At 70.0% G+C, this 18,266-nt stretch carries 15 protein-coding genes; 7 read left to right on the top strand and 8 right to left on the bottom strand.

All coding sequences use genetic code 11. From position 1 onward, the window contains the following. Positions 1–28: 28 nt before the first annotated feature. Positions 29–3,259, bottom strand: a complete 3,231-nt coding sequence (locus PCA76_RS31765; protein ID WP_272614183.1) for a S8 family peptidase — start codon at positions 3,257–3,259, stop codon at positions 29–31. A 180-nt stretch (positions 3,260–3,439) separates the two neighbouring features. On the opposite strand from PCA76_RS31765, the gene PCA76_RS31760 reads away from it, so the two are divergent. Together PCA76_RS31760 and PCA76_RS31755 are read left to right on the top strand one after the other, a co-directional pair. After that, positions 3,440–3,940 carry a sigma-70 family RNA polymerase sigma factor gene (locus PCA76_RS31760; protein ID WP_272614181.1) on the top strand — a complete coding sequence of 167 codons (501 nt, stop codon included), beginning with the start codon at positions 3,440–3,442 and terminating at the stop codon, positions 3,938–3,940. Next, positions 3,933–4,634, top strand: coding sequence for an RICIN domain-containing protein (locus PCA76_RS31755; protein WP_272614180.1), 702 nt, complete (start codon positions 3,933–3,935; stop codon positions 4,632–4,634). The genes PCA76_RS31760 and PCA76_RS31755 overlap by 8 nt, the downstream gene beginning before the upstream one ends. Positions 4,635–4,650: 16 nt before the next feature. Here the strand turns inward: PCA76_RS31755 and PCA76_RS31750 are convergent, their stop codons facing one another. Continuing rightward, positions 4,651–5,232, bottom strand: a complete 582-nt coding sequence (locus PCA76_RS31750; protein WP_272614179.1) for a dihydrofolate reductase family protein — start codon at positions 5,230–5,232, stop codon at positions 4,651–4,653. Positions 5,233–5,665: 433 nt separating this feature from the next. On the opposite strand from PCA76_RS31750, the gene PCA76_RS31745 reads away from it, so the two are divergent. Beyond that, positions 5,666–7,321 (top strand): glucuronyl esterase domain-containing protein, encoded by a 1,656-nt coding sequence (locus tag PCA76_RS31745; protein ID WP_272614177.1) that lies wholly within the window; start codon positions 5,666–5,668, stop codon positions 7,319–7,321. A gap of 70 nt (positions 7,322–7,391) precedes the next feature. Here the strand turns inward: PCA76_RS31745 and PCA76_RS31740 are convergent, their stop codons facing one another. Continuing rightward, entirely contained in the window at positions 7,392–8,027 is a 636-nt protein-coding gene (locus PCA76_RS31740; RefSeq protein WP_272614175.1) for a hypothetical protein, read from the bottom strand. On the opposite strand from PCA76_RS31740, the gene PCA76_RS31735 reads away from it, so the two are divergent. From PCA76_RS31735 to PCA76_RS31725, 3 genes are all read left to right on the top strand, one after another. After that, positions 7,999–9,453, top strand: coding sequence for a HupE/UreJ family protein (locus PCA76_RS31735; protein WP_272614174.1), 1,455 nt, complete (start codon positions 7,999–8,001; stop codon positions 9,451–9,453). The two genes, PCA76_RS31740 and PCA76_RS31735, sit on opposite strands and share 29 nt — an antisense overlap. A 144-nt stretch (positions 9,454–9,597) precedes the next feature. Continuing rightward, positions 9,598–11,577: a purple acid phosphatase family protein gene (locus PCA76_RS31730; protein ID WP_272614173.1), complete on the top strand. Its 1,980-nt coding sequence runs from the start codon at positions 9,598–9,600 to the stop codon at positions 11,575–11,577. A gap of 91 nt (positions 11,578–11,668) precedes the next feature. Further along, a complete protein-coding gene (locus PCA76_RS31725) occupies positions 11,669–12,748 on the top strand; it encodes a WxL protein peptidoglycan domain-containing protein (RefSeq protein WP_272614172.1) in 1,080 nt (359 codons plus the stop codon). Positions 12,749–12,760: 12 nt separating this feature from the next. Here PCA76_RS31725 and PCA76_RS31720 read toward each other — a convergent pair whose 3' ends face one another. Beyond that, a complete protein-coding gene (locus tag PCA76_RS31720) occupies positions 12,761–13,456 on the bottom strand; it encodes a YoaK family protein (RefSeq protein WP_272614170.1) in 696 nt (231 codons plus the stop codon). 224 nt (positions 13,457–13,680) lie between these two features. Between PCA76_RS31720 and PCA76_RS31715 the strand changes: the two genes are divergently transcribed. Continuing rightward, on the top strand, positions 13,681–14,652 hold the full coding sequence (locus PCA76_RS31715) for an NADP-dependent oxidoreductase (protein WP_272614169.1): 972 nt from the start codon (positions 13,681–13,683) through the stop codon (positions 14,650–14,652). A 4-nt stretch (positions 14,653–14,656) separates the two neighbouring features. Here PCA76_RS31715 and PCA76_RS31710 read toward each other — a convergent pair whose 3' ends face one another. The 4 genes from PCA76_RS31710 to PCA76_RS31695 all read right to left on the bottom strand — a co-directional run bounded on the left by PCA76_RS31710 (position 14,657) and on the right by PCA76_RS31695 (position 18,205). After that, positions 14,657–15,247: an HAD family hydrolase gene (locus tag PCA76_RS31710; protein ID WP_272614167.1), complete on the bottom strand. Its 591-nt coding sequence runs from the start codon at positions 15,245–15,247 to the stop codon at positions 14,657–14,659. 43 nt (positions 15,248–15,290) lie between these two features. Continuing rightward, entirely contained in the window at positions 15,291–16,547 is a 1,257-nt protein-coding gene (locus PCA76_RS31705; protein ID WP_272614165.1) for an RNA polymerase sigma factor, read from the bottom strand. 2 nt (positions 16,548–16,549) lie between these two features. Further along, the gene (locus PCA76_RS31700) at positions 16,550–16,897 is read right to left on the bottom strand and encodes a YciI family protein (protein ID WP_336298083.1); all 348 of its coding nucleotides are present in this window, start codon (positions 16,895–16,897) and stop codon (positions 16,550–16,552) included. A gap of 96 nt (positions 16,898–16,993) precedes the next feature. Beyond that, entirely contained in the window at positions 16,994–18,205 is a 1,212-nt protein-coding gene (locus PCA76_RS31695; RefSeq protein WP_272614163.1) for a low temperature requirement protein A, read from the bottom strand. Between the last annotated feature and the right edge of the window lie 61 nt (positions 18,206–18,266).

Here is an 18,266-nt window from a genome sequence, read left to right as displayed (position 1 = left end):
CAGCCTCCGCCCCGGAACCGGCGGTGGGTCAGGCGATCCGGTAGGCCCGCTGGATCGTCTGCGTGACCGAGTTGCCGGCGGTGTCGGTAGCCGTCAGTCGCAGCGAGACGAATCCGGCCCGCCGGGGGTGACTGATGAGGGCGACGTCCCGGAACACCGGCAACGCGACCCACGTCCGGCCGTCGTCGAACGACGCGGACACGCCGAGCGTGCGGTTGGGCGCGGCCTTCGAGCCTGCCTGCCGGTCCAGCGCCACCGGGATGGTCATGATCCGGCCCACCCGGGCTGTGTTGGTGTCGTCGAGCACGGGCGTCGGCCGGGCCGTCGTCAGGGGCAACCGCTCCGGCGACGTCGTGTGCGCCGAGGTGAAGGTCCAGGCCACCGAGACCGACGTCGACAGGGTGTCCGGGGCGTCGCGGGTGGCGGTCGCCTCCAGACGGTAGGTGGCCTTACCGGCGGGCACCGCGAACTCGGCCCACGGGCTGTCCGAGGTGCCGATCTCCTTGCCGTCGCGCAACAGCCGGAGCTGCACCGGCCGGTCGTCGCGGCTCGCGGGGCGACCAGTCGCGTCGCCGAACAGGGGCAGCGACGCTATGGAGATGGTGTCGCCGTCGCGGCCCGCGTACCCCAGGGGCGACAGGGTCGGTGCCTGGGCCACGGTGGGGCTGAAGGGTGCGGCGTTCCAGGTCTGGGTGTACGTCCGGCCCGGCGTAAAGGTCGACTCCTGAGTCGTGAGGTTGTCCCCCTCGACGAAGGTGGACGTCCAGATGATGCCGCCGTCGGTGTTGTAGTACTCGGTGCCGTGGAACGGCAGGTCGACCGGCGTACTCGAACCGATCGGGCCCGAGCCGCCGGGCGCCGACGCGCGGTGGAACCGGACGGCCGTCGTCGCCGTGGACTGGCTTCGGTAGGTCGCCTTGACGGTGGCCAGGTTCTTCGGTGACAACGCCCTGGTCAGGCCCGTGAACATGTCGCCCTGGCGGACGTACGCCAGGTCGTAGGTGTAGGGGCTGTTCCGGAAGGTCCGGTCCTTGCCCGGGCGGGCGAGTCCCACGCCGAGCGTGGCGGCGAACTCGGGCGCCGCGACGGCGGGCCCGATCCGGCCGAAGAAGATGTCGGCGACGGACACCCCGCTGAGTTGGACACCCGGGTAACGCATGCCGTCGTTCCAGTTCGCGCTCACGTTGATCGAGATGGGCGCGGCGTCGCGCTGCGGCACCGTCAACGCGACCGGCTTGGCGCTTCGGGCGTCGACCGCCTCGGTGATCGGGCCGCGTACGTCCAGGACCGGCTGCGCGAGCAGCGTCGACACGGCACCCTCGTGGATGGTGCTGTAGAGCGCGTACCGGCCCTTGGGCAGCCGCAGTGTGCCGCCGCCCGGTTGCACGGCGAGGGTGCTGAACTCGCCGGTGGTCAGATTCGCCGCCACGGTCGTGTATTCCGTGGCCGGCTTGCCGTCGCGTCCGGTGTGGTTGAGCCGTACGTCGTAGCTCTCGATTTCGCGGTTGAGCACGAACGGCGTCCGTACCCGCAGGTCGCCGGCGCCGGTCGCGGTGAGCGCTCCCTGGTAGACGCCGTCGGGGGCGTCCACCCGGGTGTCCACGGTGATCGTCGCCTCGGCGCGGCCACCGGCCGGCACCACCAGCGTGGCCGGGCTGACGGTGAGCATGCCGGCCGGAGCCGGGGCGACGGTCAGCGCCAGGGTGACCGGCGCGGTGCCCGTGTTGCGGTAACCGACGACCTGGGTGAGCGGGATGTCGTCGGCGTGCGGCCAGCGCTGGACCGGGAAGTCGATGGCGGCGACGTCGGCGGCGACCGGCTGGGCGACCGCGCGGGCGATGTCGACCCGGCCGGCGCCCTGCTCGTAGATGGTGTCCTCGCCGGTCGGCTTTGCCGAGTCCATCAGGGCGGCCTTGAGCTGCGGGCCGGTCCAGTCCGGGTGCTGCCCGGCGAGAATCGCGGCGGTGCCGGCCACATGCGGAGTCGCCATCGACGTACCCGACATGGTGGCGTAGTCGCCGCCCGGGGCGGCGGCCACGATGTCGACGCCGGGGGCGCTGATCTCGGGCTTGATGTGGTTGTCGCCGACGCGTGGACCGCGGCTGGAGAAGTAGGCCCGCTGGTCGTCCGCGTCGACTGCGGCGACGGCGAGGGCGTCGTCGGCCGAGGCCGGCGAGGACACCGACTTCGGCTTCCCCTCGTTGCCGGCCGCGACCACGAAGAGGGTGCCGTACCGGTGGCTCAGCTCCTGGACCGCGGTTTCCAACGGGTCGAGGCCGGGCGCGTCGGTGCCACCCACGCTCATGTTGACCACCCGGGCCTGCGGCGCGAGCCACTGCATGCCGGTGATGATGTCCGAGTCCTGGCATTCGGTGGTGGCGCAGACCTTGCCGACGAGCAGCTTCGAGCCCGGTGCCACGCCGCGGTATCTGCCGCCGGACGCGGCGCCGCTACCGACGATGGTCGACGCCACGTGGGTGCCGTGGCCAACCGCGTCGCTGGGGTCGTTGCCTCCGGTGAAGTCCAGGACCTCGGCGAGGTGCCCGGCGAAGTCGGGGTGGCTCGCGTCGATCCCGGTGTCGAGTACGCCGACGGTGACGCCGGTGCCGTCGAATCCTGCCTGCCAGGCCGCCGGGGCGCCGATCTGCGGCACGCTGCGATCGAGGGAGACCTTGCGCTTGCCGTCCAGCCAGATGTTGGTGATTCCGGCGGCGAGGGTGCGCGCCGACGACGTCCCGCGGGTGAGCGACCCCCAGAGTGTGACCCGGTCGTCCCGGTTCGCCCGCACGGCCAGCGCGTGGGCGGCGGGCAGGTCGACCCGCACTCGGCCGTCACCCCCGACGGTCGCGGCCCGCGCCTGCGCCGCCATGTTTTCCGGGTACGCGACCAGCAGCGGCAACTCGGCTGCCCGGTCGTCGTAGCCGAACTCGCCGAGCGCGGTGAGGTCGAACAGGCGTCGGTCGAGCCGCCCGTCCCGCAGCAGCGGCATCGCGTCCACCGGGACGACGTACTGGTGACCATCTTCCCGGCTGCTCACGAACCGCATGCCGGCCCGCCCCGGGCCCCGCTGGATCTCCGGGCGACCTTCCGCGTCCAGTGTCACCCGGTCGCCGGTGATCAGGGTGAAGGCGCCGGGAGCGCCGGAGACCGTGGCCCCAGGCGTCACCTGCGCGCTCGCCGGTTGGGCCGTCAGGCCCGCCGCGACCAGCGCGGTCGCGAGTACGCCGGCTGTCAGGGCGCGTCGTTGCCGTCGTCGCACATCGTCCTCTCCGCCACGGGCTTCTCCCGGGACGGCACGTTGACGTCTGGCCAGGTCGTTAGGTTGATCACTCCGCTGTGACGGTGGTCACAAACTGCCCCCGTGCCGACGTGACCGGTCGACCCAGGCGGGTTGCATGCGCGGTGACCAGGGGACGAGGCAGGGGAGGGCACCGGTCGGATGCGTGATGCCGAGGAGTTCGACGCCCTCTACGCGGCCTGTGCGGGTCGGGTCGTGGGTCACGTGTACGCGCTGACCGGCAACCGTGCCGAGGCGGAGGACGCCGTCGCCGAGGCGTTCATGCGGGCCTGGCAGCGTTGGCGGACGGTACGGGAGACGGACAGCCCGGAGGCCTGGGTCCGCCGGGTGGCCTCCCGGATCGCGGTGAGCAGCTGGCGCAAGGCGTTCAACCGGGTACGCGCACATCGCCGAGCCGCAGTCGACCAGGGCGTGCCCGGACTCAACGAGGACCACGTCGCCCTGTTGCAGGCGCTGCAACGGCTGAGCGCCAACGAGCGCCGGGCCGTCGTGCTGCACCATCTGAACGATCTCAGCGTCGCCGAGGTGGCGGCCGAGATGCAGGCACCAGTCGGCACCGTGAAGACGTACCTCGCGCGCGGTCGGAGAGTGATGGCCGGGTTGCTGACCGATGAGCACCAGGAGGAGACCTCCCATGGCTGATCCGCGCGATGACCTCACCGCGATCGCCGACGAGGTGCGGCGAGTCGCCACGCTGCCGGGAGCGCAGACGTTGCGCCACCGCAGCGACCGGCGTCGGCGGCGGCGGGCGGCCGTGAGCGCAGCGGGGCTGGCCGTCGTGGCCGTTGCCGCTGGCAGCGCCCTGTTGCAGGTACGGGGCAACGTCGAGACGCCGGGTGTCGGCCCAGCCAGTCAGGCCCCACCATCTGTCGCCCCGTCCGTGACCGCCTCAGCCGGACCGCAGGAGATCCTCGCCGGCAAACGCCAGGTCCAGATCGTGATGCCGGGCATGGCCGGGGCCGCGTTGGCGATCGGCCGTGGCACCGACCAGGTGCGGGCCACCACCGAGCAGGGCGTCGCCGACGGGGCGCTGTGGGTCCTACGCCCCGAGGGGAACAGGTACCGGATCATCCTGGCCGCGCCGTCCGGCACCAGCGCGGTCTGCATGACCGTCGTGCACGACGCCGCGCCGGGCAGCGTACGCGGCCAGGCATGTGACCCGGCCGCCTCGACGCAGCTCTTCCGGATCGATCAGGTCGCAGACGGCAGCTACTCGATCTTCCAGGGCAAGCGCTACGTCCAGGTGGTCGACGGCACCAACGCCCTGGTTCCCGACCTGCCCGAGGGCCTGACCACCACGTACGAGTTCGTGGACCGTGGGCCCGCCTCCCGCTGAACCAGCGCCTGAACGGTTACGACACCTCGTACTCGAGCATGAGCACGCCGGTGCTGGTCGGCGTGCAGGAGGTCAGCCGCAGTCGTCTCGGCCGGCCCGTCTCGCGGAACAACCGCTTGCCGGAGCCGAGCAGGAGCGGGTGCAGGAACAGTCGGTACCCGTCGACCAGGTCGTTCGCGACGAGTGCCTGCACCAGCACCCCGCTGCCCAGCACGACGATGGTGCCCTCACCCTCTGACTTCAATTCCGCGACCGCCGACGCGAGGTCTCCGTCGAGCCGCCGGGCATTGGGCCAGGTGAGGTCGATCAGAGTACGAGTGGCGACGTACTTGGGGGTCGCGTTGAGGTGTGCGGCCATCGGGTTGTCGTCGGGCTGGCTCGGCCAGAAGCCGATCATCTTCTCGTAGGTCCTGCGACCGAAGAGGTACGCCGTCGTCGACCGCAGCCCCTCCACAGCGGCGGATGCCTGAGTGTCGTCGAAGAACGGCCCCGCCCAACCGCCGTGCTCGAACCCGCCGTCCCGGTCCTCGTCCGGCGATCCCAGCCCCTGCATGACCCCGTCCAGCGTCACAAACTCGACGACAACCAGTTTCCGCATGCCCTCACCCCTCGACTCGGCGGACGACACCGCGTCACCCGCTCCCTCTCCACACGAACGGGACGCGCCCGGATCGACAACGGAGCAACACGACCACACCGAGAACGCCGACGGTGACCGGCAGGCCGGTGCCTGCCAACCCGGCGGATCCGCCGGATCGGAACACCTCGTTGTCGGAGTTTTTTCGGTGCGGTGCGACCGTGTCGCCTAACCGGGCATGGGCATACCAGGCAGCCCAAACCTCGACAGACACGCATGTCCTGGCGGCTGTGCCTCTGCGTCGAATGAGTGTGCAGGACGGCCACTCGCGCCGAAACTTTCGGGCAAGCATTGACACTTTCCGATTGCTGGCCCGACACTTGGGGCGGCTGGCATTTGTGATCTTCGATCACGCTTCGTCCTTCCCATCACCACGCCTGGAAGGAGAGCCCCGGTGATCATCAGCTCGGGCCGCTCGATCACCCGGTCGACGATCGTCGCGCTCGCGGTAGCAGCGCTCACGATCGCTGGATCGGTGACGGTAGTAGCAAGAACGACATCCGCAGAGGCGGCTGCGGCCGGCATCCTGGCCGCCGCGCCCGTCGAGGACGACGGTGCCGACTGCGCGGTATCCGGCCTTCCCGACCTGGGTTCGCTGCCCACCAACGCCAAGCTTCCCGATCCCTTCAAGAAGCTGAACGGTACGACCATCACCTCCAGGTCCGACTGGCGCTGCCGGCGGGCGGAGATCAAGGAGCTTGCGGAGAAGTTCGTCTACGGCGACAAGCCCGTCAAGCCCGCGACAGTCACGGGGACGGTCTCCACCAGCAACATCACCGTCAACGTGTCGCACAACGGTAGGAGCTCGAGCTTCTCGGCGCGGGTCGAGCTGCCCAGCGGCACCGGTCCGTTCCCGGCCGTCGTGGTCGTGGGCGGGTTCGGCGCGGACACCGCAACCATCAAGGCCGCCGGCGCCGCCGTCATCAGTTACGACCCTCTGGCGGTCGGCCGCGAGGGCACGCCCCGCAACAACAAGCAGGGCGCGTTCTACAGCATCTATGGCTCATCGAGCAGCACCGGGCTGCTCGCCGCCTGGGGCTGGGGCGTGAGCCGGATCATCGACGTCATCGAGCAGTCCGGCGGCGGGATCCTCAAGGCCGACGCGATGGGCGTCACCGGTTGCTCCCGTTACGGCAAGGGTGCCTTCGCGATCGGTGTGTTCGACCAGCGCATCGCCCTGACCATGCCGATCGAGTCCGGCAGCGCGGGTGTTCCCATCTTCCGGGGCATCCCCGGGGAGGGCGCGCAGAGCCTGAGCAGCGCGTACGGCGAGCAGCCCTGGCTGGGTGACGCCTTCGGCTCCTTCACGGGCAGCCCGAACAGGCTCCCGGTGGACACGCACGAGATGGTCGCCATGGTGGCGCCGCGAGGGCTGTTCATCATGGACAACCCGCACATCGCCAACCTCGGCCCCCGGTCGGCGAGCGTGGCGGCCCTGGGCGGCGCGGAGGTCTACAAGGCGCTCGGCGCCGGTGACAACATCACCTACTGGTCGGACGTTCAGGACGGCAGCCACTGCGCCAACCGCCCCGAGTGGCGTACCCCGCTGCAGAACAACATCCGGAAGTTCCTGTTGAAGACCGGGAACGAGCCGGGCATGATCCGGATTCACAGCAGGGCGCTCGGCCGGTTGGCCGACTGGCGGGACTGGCAGACGCCGGTCCTGTCCGACGGCCCGACCACCCCGCCGCCCACCACCCCACCCCCGACCACCCCACCCCCGACCACTCCGCCCCCGACCACGCCTCCCCCAACCGGTGGTGGCTGTGCGGCGACGGTGTCGATCAACCAGTGGACGGGCGGGTTCGTCGCCACGGTGCGGGTGACCGCTGGCGCCGCGCCGGTCAACGGCTGGACGGTCACCATGACCCTGCCGTCGGGCGCCAGCATCACCAGCATCTGGAGCGCCAACCGGAGCGGCAACACCGGCACGGTCCAGTTCACCAATGTCGCCTACAACGGCTCCGTCGCACCGGGGCAGTCGACCGAGTTCGGCTACCAGGGCACCGGCACCGGTGCGGGGATGACGCCCACCTGCTCGGCCGCGTAATCCTCAGGCCCGGTGCGGAGGTCACCAGCCTCCGCGCCGGGCCGTCCGGCTCTGCGGCGGAGCCCGGTCCTCAGAGCCAGACCACAATCCCGGTCAGGTCGTTGAGGACTGCCGCCACGCCCGCCCTGATGGCCGCCGCGCAGCGCTCGGCCGTGAACGAGTTCGGGTCGTACGTCGAGGACATGCCGAGCCCTTCCCCACGGAACGACGCACCGTCCCAGTCGACCGCGGTGACGTTGTGGGTCGGCTCGGCCAACTCCGCGCCCACCACGAGGAACTTCTCGTCCAGGTGGTTCGGAGTGACCAGCGCCAGCGCGTCGATGACGTCGTTGCCCGCGCTGACGATGAGGTCCGGGCCCATCTCCATGGCCTTGGCGATGCTGGGAACGGCGTCGTGCGCATTGCCGATGACGATCGTCCTGAGGTCGACATGCTCGTCGTCGGCCCACTCCTTGACGGCCGTCACGAGCGCCTTGGTCGGGTTGTCGTCGCCGCTGGTGAGCAGGACGACCCGGTAGTCCTTCGGCGGGTGGACGTCGGCCCACGAGCCGGGCTGAGGCGTGATGGTCGCCTCCGGAGCGGGCTTCGTGGAGGGGTCGACGAACCCGGGGCCGAGAGCGCCGATGGCGCTGGGCGCGGGGTGCGGCTGTGACCAGTCGTCGCTGGAGCTGCAAGCGGTGACCAGCGCGGCGGTCGCGGCCAGCATGGCAACGGCTCGAAGCGGGGGGCGCAAGGTGATCGTCCTCCGAGTGGTGGCGGAAAGTGCGCGTAGTTCTTCGTATTCCTATCTCAATTTTGGTCGTCGATTATCTGTGGGCAGTCGCTCGGGTTTGTTGTTCTCCGGCGGTTCGTCGGTGCGCGGGCTGGTGTTCACCCTCGGCGTGCAGCGTGCACTGGCCAACCGAGGGAGTCGCATGTTAGGGCGCGTCCGCCGTACCGTTATCGTCACCGCTGTCGGGATCGCCGCGGCGGTGATCCCGTTTTTGGGCGCCGGAACGGCGTCCGCGCACGGGTTCTCGTCGACTGTGTACACGAAAATCACAGCGGGAGATGAGGGTCACATTCGCACGGCGCTGGAGCTCGAATATGACCTCCTGGTCGTGTCCGCCGCCGATTCCGGGGATGACGATCCGCTCTTCCAGGCGGGAACGGCCGCATTCGAGGCGGGCGACACCGATGCTCAGGCCGCAGCCCTGAAGAGTCATGTGTCGACGGTCAGCAGGTATGTCTCCGACCGGTTCTCGGTGACCTCCGGGAGTGCGGCATGCCAGCCGACCCAGGTGGGCGACGCGACGATCGGCGAGCGCGACGGCGTGCCGTACGCGAATCTGCTGCTGGACTGGACCTGCCCCGAGCAGGTCGACGAGCACGAGGTGCGCAGCGGTCTCTTCCCTGACGACGAGGGCTTCGTCAAGGGCACCAAGACGATCGTCACCTATCAGATCGACGGCCGTTCGGGCAGTGCGGCACTCGACGCCGCGAACCCATCCTTCTCGACCGGGCAGGCGTGGTACGAGCGGTTCGGGGAGTTCTTCCTGCTGGGCGCCGAGCATCTGCTCTCCGGGATCGACCACATTCTGTTCCTGCTGGCGCTCATCGCCGGGTCGCGGCGGCTTCGGGAGATCGTGCTCGCGGCGACCAGTTTCACCCTGGCGCACTCGGTGACGTTCATGCTCGCGGCGCTCGGCCTGGTCGAGGTGCCGGGGGCGATCGTGGAACCGGTCATCGCGCTGTCGATCGCCGTCGTCGCCGGCTGGCACCTCTGGGGGATCTGGCGGCGCGGTGGTCACGCGACCGACCTGGACACGACCGGGCACGGCCACTTCAACCTGGACCGTTCCGGCTGGATCCGCCTCGGTGTGGTGTTCTGCTTCGGCCTCGTGCACGGGCTGGGCTTCGCGGGCGCGCTGGGCATCGATGAAGCGTGGTCGTGGACCCTGCTGTGGTCGCTGCTGGTGTTCAACGTCGGCATCGAGGTCGTTCAGTTGACCATTATCGCCGTCGTCTTCCCGCTGCTGCTCGTGCTGCGCCGTCGTGCGCCGAAAGCTGGACTCTGGGTGACCGGCGGTGTTTCTGCGGCCGTGTCCATTATGGGGCTGATCTGGTTTGTGCAGCGCGTTTCTGGATCATGAGTAGGGCTAAGTAGTTCGGGAAGTGCAGTTCTTCGCAAGATCGCGTTCATGGTTGGTTCATCGGGCAGCGAAAGCGTTGATTTGCTTCCCCAGTGTCGGGTGAAGGCACAATCCATTTCTCTATTTGAAAAGGGAACAATGTCGATGACATTGAGCACCTCGACACGGGCCTCCGCGCTCGTGCGGCGGCGCCTGGTCGCCGGGGTCGCAGCCGGGGTCCTGGGAATGGGCGCGGCCCTCGGTAGTGGCCTGATGGCCACCGCGAGTGCGGCCGAGCCCACCACGATCAGCAGCGTGATTCTCGGCGTCGGCGCCAACGAGACCCAGCGAATCGTGACCTGGTACTCCTCCGCTGACACCGCACAGAAGATCCAGCTCGCCCCGACCGCCGAGATCGTGAACGGCGAGTTCCCGGCCAACGCCGTCAGCTTCGACGCCGTCGGTGGGGCGAACACCTCCACCACCGGCTTCAACCGGCACGCCACGATCAGCAACCTGCGCGAGAAGACGGCGTACTCGTACCGGGTCGGCGCCGAGGGCAGCTGGTCCCCGGCGTACGCGTTCAAGACGCAGGACTTCGAGGGCGACTACGACTTCCTGTTCTTCGGCGACCCCCAGATCGGCTCCTCCGGCGACCGGCTGAAGGACCAGGCCGGCTGGGAGGACACCCTGAAGGTCGCCACCGCGGCCAACCCGAACGCCGAGCTGCTGGTCTCGGGCGGCGACCACGTCGAGTCCGCCAACGACGAGGGCCAGTGGACCTCGTTCATGGCGCCCGACCAGCTGCGTCAGTACCCGGTCGTCGCCACCATCGGCAACCACGACGTGGGCGGCAAGTCCTACGAGCAGCACCACTTCACCCCGAACACGGACCGCACGGCCCCGTACTACGACAACGGGAACCCGGCGGGCACCAAGTCCGGTGGTGACTACTGGTTCGTCTACAAGGACGTGCTGTTCATCGACATCAACAGCAACAGCTACAAGCTGCCGACGGACGGCAGCAACGCTGGCGACGCCGCGCACGTCTCGTACATCACCGACGTGGTGAACAAGCACGGCTCCGAGGCCAAGTGGAAGGTGCTGGTCTACCACCACTCCATCTACTCGCCGGCCAGCCACGCGACCGACACGGACAACAAGCAGCGCCGGGAAGACTTCACGACGGCCTTCTCGAACCTCGGCATCGACATGGTGCTGCAGGGTCACGACCACAGCTACTCGCGCAGCTACTCGATCAAGAACGGCCAGAAGGAGAACCCGGCCGAGAAGCCGGGTGCTGCCGACGTGTTCCCCGGCCCGGGTGGCGTCATCTACGTGACCGCCAACTCGGCCTCCGGCTCGAAGTACTACGACATCAAGAAGCCGGACGCCACCGGCACCGGCATCCGGGGCAACGGCCCGGACCCGTTGGACCCAAACAAGTACTGGTACAACTCCGTGCAGAACCAGGAGCACGTCCGCAGCTACGTCAAGGTGCAGGTGCGCGGCGACAAGCTGGTCCTGGCGAACGTGCGCAGCGGCACCTGCGCGGCGCCGAACGCGTCGGTCGAGGCCGGCCTCTCCTGCGTCAACACCCCGGACGGCCAGCCGGTCGGTTCGATCGTCGACAACGTGACGGTGCACCCGTTCAACGGTGACGGCCAGGCCATCCAGGTGAACGTGCCGAACCCGGCTCCGGGCGAGTTCGGCTGGACGATCGACGGCTACAACGGTCTTGTCGACCTGGGTACCGCGCAGGAGCGCAACGGCACCTTCTTCGAGGCGAACGGCAAGATCAACCCGATCCTCGTGTCGGACAGCCGCCGCTCGCTCGCCCCGTGGTCGATCTCGGCCAACGTCGGCGACTTCTCCGACGCCGACAAGACGTTCTCCGGCTCCTACCTGGGCTGGAACCCGTACGTGCTCGACGGTGGCGCGGGTGCCGAGGCCGGTGCTCCGGTCCTGTCGTCCCTCGACGACCAGGGCAAGGGTCTCTCGGTCTCCAGTGCCCTCGCCGCAGCCGCGCAGGGTCACGCGCGGGGCGGCGCCCGGCTCGGTGCCGACCTGGATCTGAAGATCCCGGACAGCATCGCGAAGGGTAGCTACCGCACCACCCTCACGATCACTGCTCTGAGCAGCTGACCGAACTGTCCCATCGGGCGGGGTAGGCACCTTCGGGGGCCTACCCCGCCACCCATTTGCAATCCTCCCAAGATCACCTCAAGGATCCGAAATGTACCCGTCCGTAACGCGCTGGAAGACCTCGACCGCCGTGCTCCTCCGTACGACCGTGCTGTCCCTGCTCGCCGCCGTCGCGGCCATCGGCGTCGGTGCCGGCCCCGCCGTGGCGGCGGACGGCAACGTCGCCTGGACGGTCCGGACGGCCTCCAACGGCTACGGCGAGGCTCGGTCCAGCTACAGCTACAACGTCAATCCCGGTGGCGCCGTCGAGGACGCCATGGTCGTGGCCAACCGCGGCCCGGCGCCGCTGACCCTGTCCGTGTACGCCGCCGACGGCTTCACGACCGACGCGGGCCAGCTCGACCTGCTCACCAAGGACAAGAAATCCGTTGCGATCGGCGCCTGGGCGAAGGCGAATGCCGGCAGTGTCGTGATCCAGCCCGGGAAGACCGCGCAGGTTCCCTTCAAGATCAGCGTTCCGGACAACGCCACGCCCGGTGACTACGTCGGCGGCATCCTCACCGCGCTGACCCAGGCCGACCAGGCCGAAGGCATCAACGTCGACCGGCGCCTCGGTATCCGGATCAAGTTGCGGGTCGGCGGCGAGCTGAAGCCGAACCTCGCGATCGAAGACCTGCACGTGAAGTACGGGGGCTCGTCCAACCCGTTCAGCAAGGGTGACGCCACCATCACCTACACGATCCACAACGTCGGCAACGCCGCCCTGTCCGGGCAGCAGGCGGTATCGGTCTCGGGCCCGTTCGGCGTACTACGGGTCCGGGCGAAGGACATCGCCGCGCCGCCGGAGCTGCTCCCCGGCGAGAGCTGGGACGTGACCGTGCCCGTTCACGGCGTCGCTCCCGCTGTCTCGCTGGCCGCGACCGCGACCCTCACGCCGCTGCTCACCGACGCCTCGGGCTCCACCACCTCGCTCAAGCCGGTCCAGGTCACCGCGCACGGCTGGGCACTGCCGTGGATGTTGGTGCTGGTGCTCGTCGTGCTGATCGCCGTGCTCGTCGGGGCGTACCTGTACCGGCGCCGCAACCGGACGCAGCGCAAGGTGCGCGAGGACGCCCGCGTACGCGACGCCGTCGAGCAGGCGCTGCGTGGTCAGGAGCCGCAGACGTCCTGATCGCGGCTCTCGTCAACGCCGCTGGCTAGGGCCAGCGGTGGCTACCGCGCGGTGGGTCAGACCGACAGCGACCGTGATCACCGTGATCACCAGCACCGCCGCCAGCACCGGTGCCCAGGTGGGGGCCATCCGCAGCACCACCGTGCCGAGCACGGCGCCGACCACCAGCCCCGCCAACCGACCGATGCCACCCACATCGGCGATCCGGTGCGGGTCGACGACACGACGCCGGACCAACTCGGTCAGCGAGCCGGTCAGATAGGTCGTCGACGCACCCCGTACGCCGGCACCAACGGTGATCACGCTCTGGATGCCGCTCGCCACGGCCGCCGCCCCCAGCAGCACGAGCCCGAAGCCGTACCCGGGACGTGCCGAGCAGGCCCACCAGCCTGCCGTGAACCCGAGCAGCAGCACCGCCTCGGCCGACGCCACCACCGCGGTACGGCCGTTCCAACCCGGCGGGGTGTGGCGCAACGGTGCCGTGGCAGCGGCAACCCCCACGGCGTATCCACCAACTGCCACCACCGCACCCGCGAGCGACCGGCCGTCCGTCGTGGCGAACGCGTGGCCGAAATGCACCAGGTTGCCGGTGACCACGCTGGCGAAGTACCCGTTGAGCTTGGTCAGGCAGATCACGTCGATGCAGCCGGAGGCCCCGGCCAGCGCCACCAGGAGCCAGGCCGTGGCGCGCTTCGACGGAGCGTGCACGGTGCCCCTTCCCTAGATCCTTCCGGCAGCGTGACCGCCGTGCTCGCCCGACGTCCGCGGCCTCCGGGTAGGCAGCCATTCCCGCCCCCGCCCCGGCTACGCCCGTCATGGCACGCCGAGGGCATGCGGTCGCCCTTGTGGGTGAACGGCACTCAGCCCCGGGCCACGTCTGTCGCCGAGCCGGCATGCTGCGACGGTGACGCCGGCACGGAGAGGGAATCCACATGGTTGACGGGGATGTGCCAGAGCGGATGCAGGCCGCGGCCTTCGACGAGTTCGGCGGGCCGGAGGTGATCACTCTGCGGAAGCTGCCGATCCCGAAGATCGCCGACGACGAGGTGCTGATCAAGGTCTGGAGTGCCGGCGTCGGGGTGTGGGACGCGTACGAGCGCCAGGGTGTGCTGGTCCCGGAGGGCTCAGCCCTCCCGATCGTGCCCGGCTCCGACGGCGCCGGGACCGTCGTCGCGGCCGGCAGCCAGGTGACCGACCTCGCGGTGGGCGACCTGGTCTACGTCTCCGCCAACACCCGGCCGAAGGGCGGCTTCTACGCCGAGTACGCGGCGGTCAAGGCGCAGTACGCGGCGAAGCTGCCCGACGGTGTGCCGGTGGAGCACGCCGGTGCCATGGCCACCGACGCGCTGACCGCGCTGGCCGGGCTCGACACCCTCAGCCTGTCGGCCGGCGCCTGGTTGTTGATCTTCGGTGCGAGCGGCGGTCAGGGCCACCTGGCCGTGCAGTTGGCCAAACGGCAGGGACTGAACGTGATCGCTGTGGCCTCCGGGGCGGACGGCGTCGCGCTGGTGACCCGCCTCGGCGCCGACGTGTCCCTCGACGGCCACGGCGACGTGACCGACGTGCTCGCCCGGATCCGGGATGCGGCACCGGACGGAGTGAACGCCATCCTGGCGATGGCCGCCGGCGAGACCCTGGACCGGCTCACCGAGGCGCTGGTCGACGGCGGCGTGGTCGCGTACGCCAACGGTGTGCGACCGGAGCCGCGCGAGCGGCCCGGCGTCGTGGTCCGGGCGTACGACGGCGAAGCCAGCCCTGGACAGTTGCAGCGCCTCAACGAACTCATCGAGGCGGGGCCGTTCGTGGTGCACGTCGCGGAGACGTTCCCGCTCGGCAAGGTGCGGGAGGCGCACAAGCGCCTGCAAACCTCCTACGCGGGCAAGCTCCTGTTGACGATCAGCTGAGACCTCAGCGGGTGCGCTGTTGCGGCACGCGTACCGATGCCATGCCGGCCGCGGTCGCGGCCTGGATGCCCAGGTCGGTGTCCTCGAAGACCAGGCAGGACTCCGGGGGTACGCCGAGGTGCTCCGCCGCGAGCAGGAACGCCTCCGGGTCGGGCTTGGCCCGGGTGTAGTCGTCGGCGCAGACCAGCACGTCGAACCGGTCCAGCAGGCCGAGCGCGTCGAGGGAGGCGGTGACCGACGCGCGGGTGCTGCCGGAGACGACGGCGAACGGGACCCGCCGGTGCGCGTCGTGAATGTGCTCCAGCACCTCGGGCACGGCGGCGAGCTGCGGCAGAAGCTCCTGGTAGTAGCTCTCCCGGCGTTCGACGACGGTCGCCACCGGCATGGTCAGGCCCTGCTGTTCGTTCAGGGTGACGACGATGTCGGCGGTCGGCCGCCCACCCCAGGCGTAGAAGAGGTCCTCCGGGAACTCGCAGCCCCACTCGTCCAGGGCCCGCTGCCAGGCCAGGTAGTGCATCGGCATCGAGTCGACGATGGTGCCGTCGCAGTCGAACAGGTACGCGGCGAACTCACCGGCAGGCAGGGGCAGACTCACCGGTGAAGGTTACAGCGGGCGGGGCCGCGACTGGCGGGTCCGTTCAGTCGGTGGTGACGGACGCCAGCTGGCGGAGCAGGTACGCCCGCTCCGGTTCATTGCCGACCAGCGTCAACGCGCTGCGGTACGCCGCCGCGGCCTCGTCGTGGCGGCCGAGCCGGCGCAGCAGGTCGGCCCGTGCCGCCGGATAGGGGTGGTGGCCGCGAAGCAGCGGCTCGTCGGCCAACTCGTCGAGCAGGGCGAGCCCAGCCTCCGGCCCGTCCCGCATGGCCACCGCGGCGGCACGGTTGAGCGCGACGACCGGTGAGGGCACCAGGCTGAGCAGCACGTCGTAGAGCGCCACCACCTGGGGCCAGTCGGTGCTGGCCACGTCGGCGGCCTCGTCGTGCAGCGCGGCGATGGCGGCCTGCACCCCGTACGGGCCGGGCGCTCGGCCGGTCAGCGCGACCACCACCAGCTCGCGCCCCTCCTCGATCATGGGATGGTCCCAGCGTCCACGATCCTGGTCGTCGAGAAGGATCATGGCGCCGTCCGGCCCGGTACGCGCGCCGCGCCGCGCGTGGATGAGCAGCATCAGCCCGAGCAGCCCGGCGACCTCCCGCTCTGCGGGCAACAGCCGACGCAGGATCCGGCCCAGCCGGATGGCCTCCTCGGCCAGGTCGATCCGTTGGAGATCCGGGCCGGAGCTGGCGGCGTACCCCTCGGTGAAGACCGAGTAGACGGCCTGGAGCACCGTGGGCAGGCGATCGGGCAGCTCGTCGGCGCCCGGCACCCGGAACGGGATGCGGGCGTCGCGGATCTTCCGCTTGGCCCGGACGAGTCGCTGGGCCATGGTCGCGGGTGGCACCAGGAAGGCCCGCGCGACCTCGGTCGTGGTGAGGCCGGCGAGGAATCGCAGGGTGAGTGCTCCGCGGTCCTGCGCGGCCAGGGCCGGGTGTGCGCAGGTGAAGAAGAGCGCCAGCCGGTCGTCGGGTAGGTCGCGGTCCGCGTCGGCGGGAGGGGCGGCCTCCGCCCGCTCGGCCTCCGCCCGGAGTACGGCGAGCCGCGTGGCCAGCACCTGGTCGCGGCGCAGCCGGTCAACGGCGCGACGCCGAGCCGTGGTGAGCAGCCAGGCTCCCGGCCGGCTCGGGACGCCGTCGGTCGGCCAGTGCACCAGCGCCGCCTCGATGGCTTCGGAGGCGACCTCCTCGGCCAGGTCGAGGTCGCCGAAGCGGTGCACGAGCGAGGCGAGCAGTCGGCCACGTTCCTCCCGGAACACCGCCTCCACCGACGACCCGACGGCTGCCCCCGCACCCGGCACGCTCAGGCCGGCACCTCGATCTCGGCGATCGGACGGACCTGGACCGACCCGCCGCCGGTGGCACCCGGACTACGGGCCGCCCAGTCCAGCGCGGCGTCGAGGTCCGGAACGTCGATGATGTCGTACCCGCCGAGCAGCTCACGGGTCTCGGCGAACGGACCGTCGGTGATCGTGCGCTCGCCGCCCGGGCCGACCTGCACGGTCGTGCAGGTGGTCAGGTCCTGCAGGGGATGCCCCGAGACCCAGATCCCGGCGTCCTTCATCTCCCGGTCGAAGCGGATCCAGTCCTCGAAGGTGCACCCGTTGTCGACGGCCTCCCCGTCGGTCGCGGGACTCATGAACAGCAGCATGTACTTCACGTTTCGGCTCCTCTCGGTACGGCCTGTCGCCGTACAGCATGACGACGAACGAGGCCCGGGGATATCGACACGGCGTCAGGATTTCTTTCACGGCAGGAGCGGCTGCGCCGGGCCGGTCCGCTCGTCGCGCCGGTCCACCCGCCGCTCAGACCAGGTCACCCCGATCAGGAAGACCGTCAGCAGGGCGAGCGCCGCCAGCGGGGGCAGGGATCGGCCGATCGGCAGCAGGGCCAGGGGTAACAGCGCCGCGATGACCTGTGTTGGGTACACCGCGCGGATGGTGAGTCGGCGAAAGACCAACCTGCTGAGCAGGTAGAGGGCGGCGCCTCCGTAGAGCGCCGCGGCGGCTTCCCACCCCAGCCCGTCGGGGTGGGGTGACTCCTCGGTGAGCTGGGCGATCACCTCTTCGATCCCGAGCGCGACGTAGATCACGCCGATGATCAGCGTGGAGTGCCCGAGGCCGTACGCGTCGCCGGCCACGTCGGCCCGCCGGTCTCCCGGCACGTTGCTGACGGCCTCCTTCGCGGCGGGCGCCAGCCGATCGAAGTAGAGCCACCACAGGCAGACCGTGCAGGTGAGGCCGAGCAGTGCGGCCAGCACGGCAACACCGACCGGTGCCATCGCCCTTGATCCTGCGCCGGCAGAGATCAGCGACTCACCCAGCGCGATGATGAGCACCAGGCCGAACCGCTCGGTGAAGTGGTCCACACTGCGCAGTTGCCACGGCCGGAAGGTGGCCGCGATCCGGGCACCGCCGACATTCAGCAGAAACGCGACCGTCCAGAGCGCCGTCTGGGCTGCGCCGCCGAGCAACGCGCCGATGATCAGCGGAACCCAACCCAGGATCACCGGCACGGTGAAGAACCGCAGCGTCGAGCGCAGTGCGGGGTTCGTCGTGCTCGCCCAGAACAGAATCACGAGCTGCACGGCCCGGCCGACCACGTAGGCAAGGGCGAGGGTGAGCGGCGCGTCGAAGAGCTCGGAGCCCTGCTGCCACGCGTCCGGCAGCACCAGCGCGGCCACGAAGATCGCCGCCATCGCGACCAGGGTGGCCGCGCGGACCAGGCCAACGTCCGGGCGGACCAGGTTTCCCACCCAGATGTACGGCGACCAGGAGTAGAGCAGCAGTAGCAGGAGGAGTAGCCCCTGGGCCAGGGTGAGCGCGCTCGGCGACCCCGCCATGAACGTGATGACCCGGGTGAGCGCGAAGACGAAGACCAGGTCGAAGAAGATCTCGAACATCGTGGTCCGGTGAGTTTCCGCAGCCGACACCGGACGAATGCCGAAAATCCCCCTCATCCTCGCATTCTGCGCCACGCCCGAGGTCGCGTCGGCTCATACGGTCCCGCCGCAGGGAGGC

It is taken from the genome of Micromonospora sp. LH3U1 (assembly GCF_028475105.1).
In the GTDB taxonomy this organism is placed as follows: Bacteria; Actinomycetota; Actinomycetes; order Mycobacteriales; family Micromonosporaceae; genus Micromonospora.
The sequence above is the reverse complement of the archived record's forward strand: the minus strand, read 5'-3'. Positions and strand labels throughout refer to the sequence as shown.

Coding starts and splice junctions, on each gene's coding strand:
- PCA76_RS31730 (WP_272614173.1), top strand. CDS start 9,598: ATGACATTGAGCACCTCGACACGGGCCTCCGCGCTCGTGCGGCGGCGC.
- PCA76_RS31700 (WP_336298083.1), bottom strand. CDS start 16,897: ATGCTGCTGTTCATGAGTCCCGCGACCGACGGGGAGGCCGTCGACAAC.
- PCA76_RS31695 (WP_272614163.1), bottom strand. CDS start 18,205: ATGAGGGGGATTTTCGGCATTCGTCCGGTGTCGGCTGCGGAAACTCAC.
- PCA76_RS31715 (WP_272614169.1), top strand. CDS start 13,681: ATGGTTGACGGGGATGTGCCAGAGCGGATGCAGGCCGCGGCCTTCGAC.
- PCA76_RS31755 (WP_272614180.1), top strand. CDS start 3,933: ATGGCTGATCCGCGCGATGACCTCACCGCGATCGCCGACGAGGTGCGG.
- PCA76_RS31740 (WP_272614175.1), bottom strand. CDS start 8,027: ATGCTGGCCGCGACCGCCGCGCTGGTCACCGCTTGCAGCTCCAGCGAC.
- PCA76_RS31760 (WP_272614181.1), top strand. CDS start 3,440: ATGCGTGATGCCGAGGAGTTCGACGCCCTCTACGCGGCCTGTGCGGGT.
- PCA76_RS31750 (WP_272614179.1), bottom strand. CDS start 5,232: ATGCGGAAACTGGTTGTCGTCGAGTTTGTGACGCTGGACGGGGTCATG.
- PCA76_RS31725 (WP_272614172.1), top strand. CDS start 11,669: ATGTACCCGTCCGTAACGCGCTGGAAGACCTCGACCGCCGTGCTCCTC.